Below are 8,148 nucleotides of genomic sequence, written 5' to 3'. Positions count from 1 at the left end.
CACATACTGATGTATGCTCCTTGTGACTCATTCATTTGCCGCCTACCTACAACTCGAATTATTTAGGGTATTGGATACCCGCTATTTTTCAAATTGTAGGGGTGTTGGCTTCATTAATAAACCCAAGTCACATACTGATGTATGCTCCTTGTGACTCATTCATTTGCCGCCTACCTACAACTCGAATTATTTAGGGTATGGATACCCGTTATTTTTCAAATTGTAGGGGTGTTGGTTTCATTCATAAACCCAAGCCACATACTGATGTATGCTCCTTGTGACTCATTCATTTGCCGCCTACCTACAACTCGAATTATTTAGGGTATTGGATACCCGCTATTTTTCAAATTGTAGGGGTGTTGGCTTCATTAATAAACCCAAGTCACATACTGATGTATGCTCCTTGTGACTCATTCATTTGCCGCCTACCTACAACTCGAATTATTTAGGGTATGGATACCCGCTATTTTTCAAATTGTAGGGGTGTTGGTTTCATTCATAAACCCAAGCCACATACTGATGTATGCTCCTTGTGACTCATTCATTTGCCGGCTACCTATAACTTGAATTATTTAGGGTATGTATATCGCCCTGACTTCAAGTTATAGGGTGTAATAATTTTAACAATCCATTATATCTATAATTTAAGCTTGATTATCGTTTTTTGTTATTGATAAAAAGAGGAAATGGGGCGATTTTTTTGGGGGAAATATTTATTGATTGGTTGTTGATAATAAAAAAGCCATCTTCAATTTGAAAATGGCTTTGATTATTAAGTCAAAATTAAACTATTTCGCTGCTTGGCGAGCCTGCTCAACCCAACCATCAAAGGTAGACTGATGCGCTTTAATCCAAGCATTGGTATGACGTTGAATATCAGCTTGAGAAGATTCCCCATTATGCATTCTTAGATTTTGCGCATTAATATCTGAAATTGGTAATTTCATAATTTCAAATAGTTTAGCGGCGGCTGGGTTATCTGCTGCCCATTTTTTGTTCGCGACAATGTGCATGGTATTTGGTGGGAAACCATAGTTTTTACCATTCGGTAGTGCCGTATCAGTTTTCTCGCCGTTAGGCATTGAAGAGAACGGAACTTCTAACCAAACGACATCACGACCCGGTTTTAGCACATCACTGATCCAGTATGGGGTCCAAGTGTAATAAAAGATAGGTTTGCCTTCTTTATAGCGCGTAATGGTATCAGCCATCATCGCTGCATAGTTTCCTTGATTATGATCGACGGTTTTTTCTAAGTTATAGGCTTTTAAATGATTATTAATTGCTGCTTCACAACCCCAGCCCGGGTTACAACCCGTTAAATCAGCTTTTCCATTACCATTCGCATCAAATATTTTGGCGATTTTAGGATCTTTAAGTTGCTCGACGTTGGTTATGTTGTATTTTTCGGCTGTTTTTTTATCGATTAAATAGCCTTGAGCAGCATTTGTTACGTAATTACCTTGGCGATAAAAGACTTTGTCTCCGCCCGCGGCATCATATTGAGCATTATGCAAAGGAACCCAGCTGGTGGCGAGATAAGTGGCGTCACCATTGGCAATGGAAGCGTATGCAACGTTGTAGTCGACTTCTTTAATTGAGTCGATGTCATAACCTAATTGTTCAAGTGCTTTAGCCACTAATAAAGTTTGAAAGGTTTCTTCGCTAATTGTACTTTGAACAGGACTGATTTTGATTCCTTTACCGGGAAGATCGGCTGCGCCTGCAAGGGGCACGGTAAGGATCGCTGTAAGTGCAGATGCTATAATTATTGGTTTTTTCATTGTTAACTTATACATTATTGTTACCTCTGTTTTATTTCGCAGCTTGTGCTTGCAAGCTAAGGGACGCGTTAATGACCCTATTGTGAATGGAGGAAATTGTTACTTTTCTAACTATTTATCTGCTTTTTTACAGAATGGGCGAGCAATTAACCCGATAGGCCCTTTTTGATACCAGCGTGTGGATGTTTTATTACGCGTATCTTTCCCTAACGATTGTGTGAAGCGGTCTAATACAATCGCCAATATCACGATACCGACACCTCCGACAGAAGCGAGACCCATATCGAGACGGCCTATTCCGCGTAGTACCATTTGTCCAAGTCCACCAACTGCAATCATTGAGGCAATAACAACCATTGAAAGCGCCAACATCAAGGTTTGATTGACGCCAGCCATAATGGTTGGCATGGCAAGAGGAAGCTGCACTTTAAACAGCATTTGTCGTGGGCTAGCACCGAAAGATTCCGCCGCTTCAACTAAATCTGCGGGAACTTGTTTAATACCCAATATGGTTAAGCGGATTATCGGTGGTAGCGCAAAGATAATTGTCACGACGACCCCGGGAACATTACCAATACCGAATAACATGACAATGGGTACTAAATACACAAAAGCTGGTGTAGTTTGCATTGCATCAAGGAGTGGTCGAATAATTTTGGCAGCTTTATCACTACGAGCTAGCCAAATACCAAGGGGAAGCCCTATAACGATACAAAAAAATAGAGAAGTCAGCACGAGGGATAAAGTCACCATCGCCTCAGACCAAGCCCCAATAGCGCCTATGGCTATCATTGAGACAAAGGTTGTCACGCCCATCACTCGACCTGCTAATTGCCATGTTAAGAGCGTAAATAAAATGATTGCAACAGGAGAGGGCATCGATGTTAGAAATTGTTCAAAACCACTTAAGGTAAAGTCAATAGGGATACGTATTCCTTGGAATAGTGGGCGAAAATGCAGCACTATCCAATCAATACCATGAGCAACCCATGAATCTAAAGGGATCAGCGTGTGTTGAAACGGATCCATAATATTAAAGTGTTCAGGGGTGATGCTGTCAGTGGGAGCTGCATCTAGCCAATCACTTGAACCAGTATCTGTTGGAGCATCTGTACTTGAAGCTGTACCCCAAGGATCGTCACCTGATGTACTCGTTGTATCAGAGCTTGACGACCAAGGATCGTCGGCAGGAGGCGCTTCTTGTGTATTAGTTTGCGGTGATGCTGTGGTTGCTTGCGTATCAGCCCATGGATCTTGGTAATCATTCACTTGCTGCTGATCGGTGGTCTGTGCGTTATTTTTATTGCTCATTTGGCGTCTCCTTATCTAGCGCTTGTAACAGCATTCCTTTTGATATCACGCCTAAATAGCGATTTTTGTCATTGATGACAGGAACGGCGCAGGGAGCTTGTGCAATTGTTGAGATAACTTCATTAAGCGGAGTATCGCCTTGAATGGGGTCTATATCTGTTAAAATGGCGGCTTCGATACCGGTTTTATCGTGCAATGCTTTTTCGAGAGATTCTACTGAGACGACACCTGCAAAAGTATGGCCTCGGGAGATTAAATACCCGTGATAGCGGTCTTCATCGTTGAGCACTTTAAGGGCTGAGCGAGGACCGAAGCCTGGCGCAACATGAAGAAGTGCATTAGGGCGTCTACGAGCGATATCTTTGGCACTAAAAACTTGGCTAACATCAACACCACGAAAGAAGGTTCTGACATAATCATTTGCTGGATTATTAAGAATTTCATCCGGAGTACCTACTTGAACAACGATACCCCCTTGCATGATGGCAATTCTGTCACCAATTCGCATGGCTTCATCAAGATCATGAGAAATGAACACAATGGTGCGCTGTTTGTCGCCTTGCAAAGATAGGAGTTCATCCTGCATTTCTGTTCTGATTAACGGGTCAAGGGCTGAAAATGCCTCATCCATTAACAGAATATCAGGATCATTTGCGAGTGCTCTTGCAAGGCCGATGCGTTGTCGCATTCCGCCAGATAATTCATCGGGATAGGAGTGCGCCCATTTATCTAAGTTAACTTGAAGAAGCGCATCCATAGCTTTTTTATGGCGTTCTTCTTTTGAGATACCGGATAATTCCATACCGAAAGCAGTGTTATCAATTACATTCATATGCGGCATGAGTGCGAAAGATTGGAATACCATACTGATTTTTGTACGTCTGACTTCTCGAAGTGCTTTATCAGAGATACTGGCAATATCTTCGCCATCAATCAATACTTGGCCAATAGTGGGTTCAATCAGGCGATTGAGGAGGCGCACCAACGTGGATTTCCCTGAACCAGAAAGCCCCATAACAACAAATATTTCGCCTTCTTCAATCGCCAGATTCACATCTTGAACACCAACGGTTAGACCCGTTTTTTCAAAGATATCATCTTTATTCATACCTGATTCTAAAAGCTTAAAAGCTTGATCAGGAGCTTCCCCAAATATTTTATATAAATTTTTAACTTCTAATTTTATTGCCATACATTATTTACCCAATTTTCATTTGAACAGAAAAAGATAGCCTGTATCGAATGTTACTAATTCAATAATTACAGATTAAAAAATAAAAATGTTAATAACTGCTGTTTCTATCTTTGAAAATTATCAGGGCAGAGATTCCTTTTTATATTATTAGTTAGCTACTATTTATTTAGCTATTATCGCTTTAATTTAATTTCCTCTCATGAAAGTATTAATAATTTTTGTCAGCAATATAACCTAGCATAATAAAAAACTCTGACAACCCTAGGTTAAGCATAATTAATCAAAAAAAACAGTCATTATTTGAGTGTTAATTATTGATATGAATAATTGATTTAGATACTAAATAGTTAATGCTAGTATCATCAATATATAGTGATAACTTGCTGTTGAGCCTATATTTATTAAATGAGCATTATTTATTTTTTTTGTTGAATTAGATAAGATGTTAAACCAATGAAAATCTAAATAGGGTGTTACTTAATAGGTGTAAAAAACTTTATCAAATCACACTAATCATTAAAATTATTAATGTTATTTGTGCTAATTGAGTTAGTACATCACCACTTCTTACCTAAATAGCTCATTAAAAATGAGTTATTTGACAAAATAATATATAAATACCGATGATATTAGGCTGTTTTTTGAGCCAAAAAAATCTTACCAAATAAAATTTTTATTATTCAGTAAGATATGATTTTGGGCTTTTCCGTGCTTAGATGTCAATTAAATTAATTGATTAAAAATTCCAATCATCATCTTCTGTGCTTACAGCTTTACCTATGATATATGAAGAGCCTGATCCAGAGAAGAAATCATGATTTTCATTTGCATCAGGTGAAAGTGCAGATAATATTGCTGCACTCACATCAGTCACTGTATCCGGAAATAAGGCTTCATAGCCTAAATTCATTAGCGCTTTGTTTGCATTATAATGAAGGAATTTTTTGACATCTTCAGACCATCCTACCGTGTCATATAATTCTTGAGTATACTTAACTTCATTTTCATATAAGTCAAATAATAATGAAAATGTGAAGTCTTTAATTTCATTCTGAGTGGTCTCATCATATTGTAATAAGGATTTCTGGAACTTATAGCCAATATAATATCCGTGTATTGCCTCGTCTCTTATAATTAGCCTAATTAAGTCTGCTGTATTGGTTAATTTTCCTCGGCTTGACCAATGCATAGGTAAATAAAAACCGGAATAAAACAGGAATGATTCTAAAAATACACTGGCAATTTTTTTCTTAAGAGGATGTGAGTCGCAATAGTAAGACAGAATGATTTTAGCTTTGTTTTGTAATGCAGTATTTTCCTCACTCCAACGATAGGCATCATCGACATCGGCGGTGGAGCACAAGGTTGAAAATATAGAACTGTAAGAGCGAGCGTGTACTGCTTCCATAAAGCTAATATTAGATAACACCGCTTCTTCATGAGGGGTTTGAGCATCAGCCATTAAGCAAGGCGCACCGACCGTATTTTGCAGTGTATCTAATAACGTTAGTCCCGTAAAAACACGAATGGTTAGTTTTTGTTCAGGGGGAGTCAATGTATTCCAAGAAGGTGTATCATTTGATAACGGAATTTTTTCGGGTAACCAAAAATTGGTGGTGAGACGATTCCAAACCTCGAGATCTTTATCGTCTTGGATACGATTCCAATTGATAGCCTTAATTGGGCCATTAGATGTGTGGGTAGTCATACCTATTTTTCCTTTTACAGTGAGCAAGACACACAACCTTCAACTTCAGTACCTTCAAGGGCAGTTTGACGTAGCCGAATGTAATACAAGGTTTTGATTCCTTTTTTCCACGCATAAATTTGGGCGCGGTTTATATCTCTTGTTGTTGCATCGTCTTTAAAAAATAGTGTCAATGATAAACCTTGGTCTACATGCTGTGTCGCGACGGCATAGGTATCAATAATTTTTTCAGGACCGATATGATAAGCATCTTGGTAGTATTCAAGGTTTTCATTATTCATAAAGGGGGCGGGATAGTAGACGCGTCCAATTTTTCCTTCTTTACGGATCTCAATACGCGATACGATAGGATGAATACTGGATGTTGAATTATTGATATAAGAAATCGATCCTGTTGGTGGAATCGCTTGTAGGTTTTGGTTGTAAATCCCATGAGTTATTATTGACTGTTTTAGATTGTGCCAATCTTCTTGTGTTGGTATTTCGATACCCGAACGTCGGAATAGTTCTTGAACGGTTTGTGTCTTTGGTAACCAGACTTGGTTGATATATTTATCAAAATACTCACCAGTCGCATAAGTTGACTGTTCAAAACCGAGAAAAGCTTCTTGGCGCTCAATCGCTAATTGGTTTGAGGTTTTCAAAGCGTGATAAGTGACGGTATAAAAATAAATATTAGTAAAATCGAGAGCTTGCTCAGATCCATAATAAATATGTTCTCTAGCAAGGTAACCATGCAAGTTCATTTGACCAAGGCCAATAGCATGAGATTGTCGGTTACCTTGAGCAATGGAAGGTACTGAACGGATATCACTCATGTCAGAAACGGCAGATAGTGCTCTAATTGCAGTTTCAATAGATATGGCAAAATTGTCAGAATCCATTGTGTTGGCAATATTCATCGAACCTAGATTACAGCTAATATCTTTCCCTATTTCTTTATAACTTAAATCATCTTCATAAAGACTTGGGCGATTTACTTGCAGTATTTCTGAACACAGGTTACTCATGTTAATCCGACCCGCAATTGGATTCGCACGGTTAGCGGTATCTTCAAATAAAATATAAGGGTAGCCTGATTCAAATTGTATTTCGGCTATAGTTTGGAAGAATTCTCGGGCGTTTATCTTAAATTTTTTTATCGCTTTATTATTGACCATTTCATAATATTTGTCTGAAACACTTATTTCAGACATTGGCACACCATAAACGCGCTCAACATCGTAAGGCGAGAACAGGTACATATCTTCATTATCTTTTGCAAGCTGGAATGTGATATCTGGAATAACAACACCTAAAGACAGTGTTTTTATTCGAATTTTTTCATCTGCATTTTCGCGTTTCGTGTCTAAAAATCGCATAATGTCAGGGTGATGAGCATGTAAATAAACAGCTCCAGCACCTTGGCGCGCACCTAATTGATTCGCGTAAGAAAAGGCATCTTCAAGCATTTTCATCACAGGAACAACACCTGAAGATTGGTTTTCAATAAACTTTATTGGTGCGCCTTGTTCCCGTAAATTGGTCATCAAAAATGCGACACCGCCACCGCGTTTAGATAATTGCAACGCTGAGTTAACTGAGCGGCCAATAGATTCCATATTGTCCTCTATGCGTAATAGAAAACAGGAAATCAACTCACCTCGCTGTTTTTTTCCACAATTAAGGAACGTGGGGGTCGCAGGTTGGAAGCGACCACTAATCATTTCATCAACTAAAAGGGAAGCTAGCGATATAGAACCTTGGGCGAGTGTCAGGGCGACCATGCAAACACGGTCTTCATAACGTTCAAGATAGCGTTTACCGTCAAAGGTTTTTAATGTGTAGCTAGTGTAATACTTAAAAGCACCTAAAAAAGTTTGGAAACGAAACTTATGAGCGTAGGCCTGTTTGAATAATTTTTTAATAAATTTAAAGTCATATTGTGCTAACACTTGTGCTTCGTAATAATTTTCATTGACCAAAAAATCAAGTTTCTCTTTTAAATCATGGAAAAACACGGTGTTTTGATTAACATGCTGACGAAAATAATGATGAGCGGCTTCTTTGTCTTTATCAAATTGAATATGTCCTTCGCTATCATATAAATTTAGCATGGCATTGAGTGCGTGATAATCAACCGTCGTTGTATTTTGTATTTTATCCATTGG

Annotated in this window: 5 protein-coding genes; all 5 read right to left on the bottom strand. The window is 38.5% G+C overall.

Annotated features, from left to right (window positions below):
• Positions 1 to 788: 788 nt before the first annotated feature.
• Positions 789 to 1,784: a glycine betaine/L-proline ABC transporter substrate-binding protein ProX gene (proX, locus tag AAZR93_RS09155; protein WP_294105091.1), complete on the bottom strand. Its 996-nt coding sequence runs from the start codon at positions 1,782 to 1,784 to the stop codon at positions 789 to 791.
• A 111-nt stretch (positions 1,785 to 1,895) separates the two neighbouring features.
• Positions 1,896 to 3,095 carry a glycine betaine/L-proline ABC transporter permease ProW gene (gene proW, locus AAZR93_RS09150; protein ID WP_294105052.1) on the bottom strand — a complete coding sequence of 400 codons (1,200 nt, stop codon included), beginning with the start codon at positions 3,093 to 3,095 and terminating at the stop codon, positions 1,896 to 1,898.
• Entirely contained in the window at positions 3,085 to 4,287 is a 1,203-nt protein-coding gene (gene proV / locus AAZR93_RS09145) for a glycine betaine/L-proline ABC transporter ATP-binding protein ProV (RefSeq protein ID WP_294105050.1), read from the bottom strand. Before proV ends, proW begins: the two co-directional genes overlap by 11 nt.
• A gap of 739 nt (positions 4,288 to 5,026) precedes the next feature.
• Positions 5,027 to 5,998 carry a class 1b ribonucleoside-diphosphate reductase subunit beta gene (nrdF, locus tag AAZR93_RS09140; protein WP_294105048.1) on the bottom strand — a complete coding sequence of 324 codons (972 nt, stop codon included), beginning with the start codon at positions 5,996 to 5,998 and terminating at the stop codon, positions 5,027 to 5,029.
• A gap of 14 nt (positions 5,999 to 6,012) precedes the next feature.
• Positions 6,013 to 8,145, bottom strand: a complete 2,133-nt coding sequence (nrdE, locus tag AAZR93_RS09135) for a class 1b ribonucleoside-diphosphate reductase subunit alpha (protein ID WP_434719605.1) — start codon at positions 8,143 to 8,145, stop codon at positions 6,013 to 6,015.
• Positions 8,146 to 8,148 lie beyond the last annotated feature (3 nt).

This window comes from Providencia sp. Je.9.19, assembly GCF_051129765.1.
Lineage (GTDB): Bacteria > Pseudomonadota > Gammaproteobacteria > Enterobacterales > Enterobacteriaceae > Providencia.
Note: the sequence above shows the minus strand (reverse complement) of the source record. Positions and strands in the feature narration are given on the sequence as shown.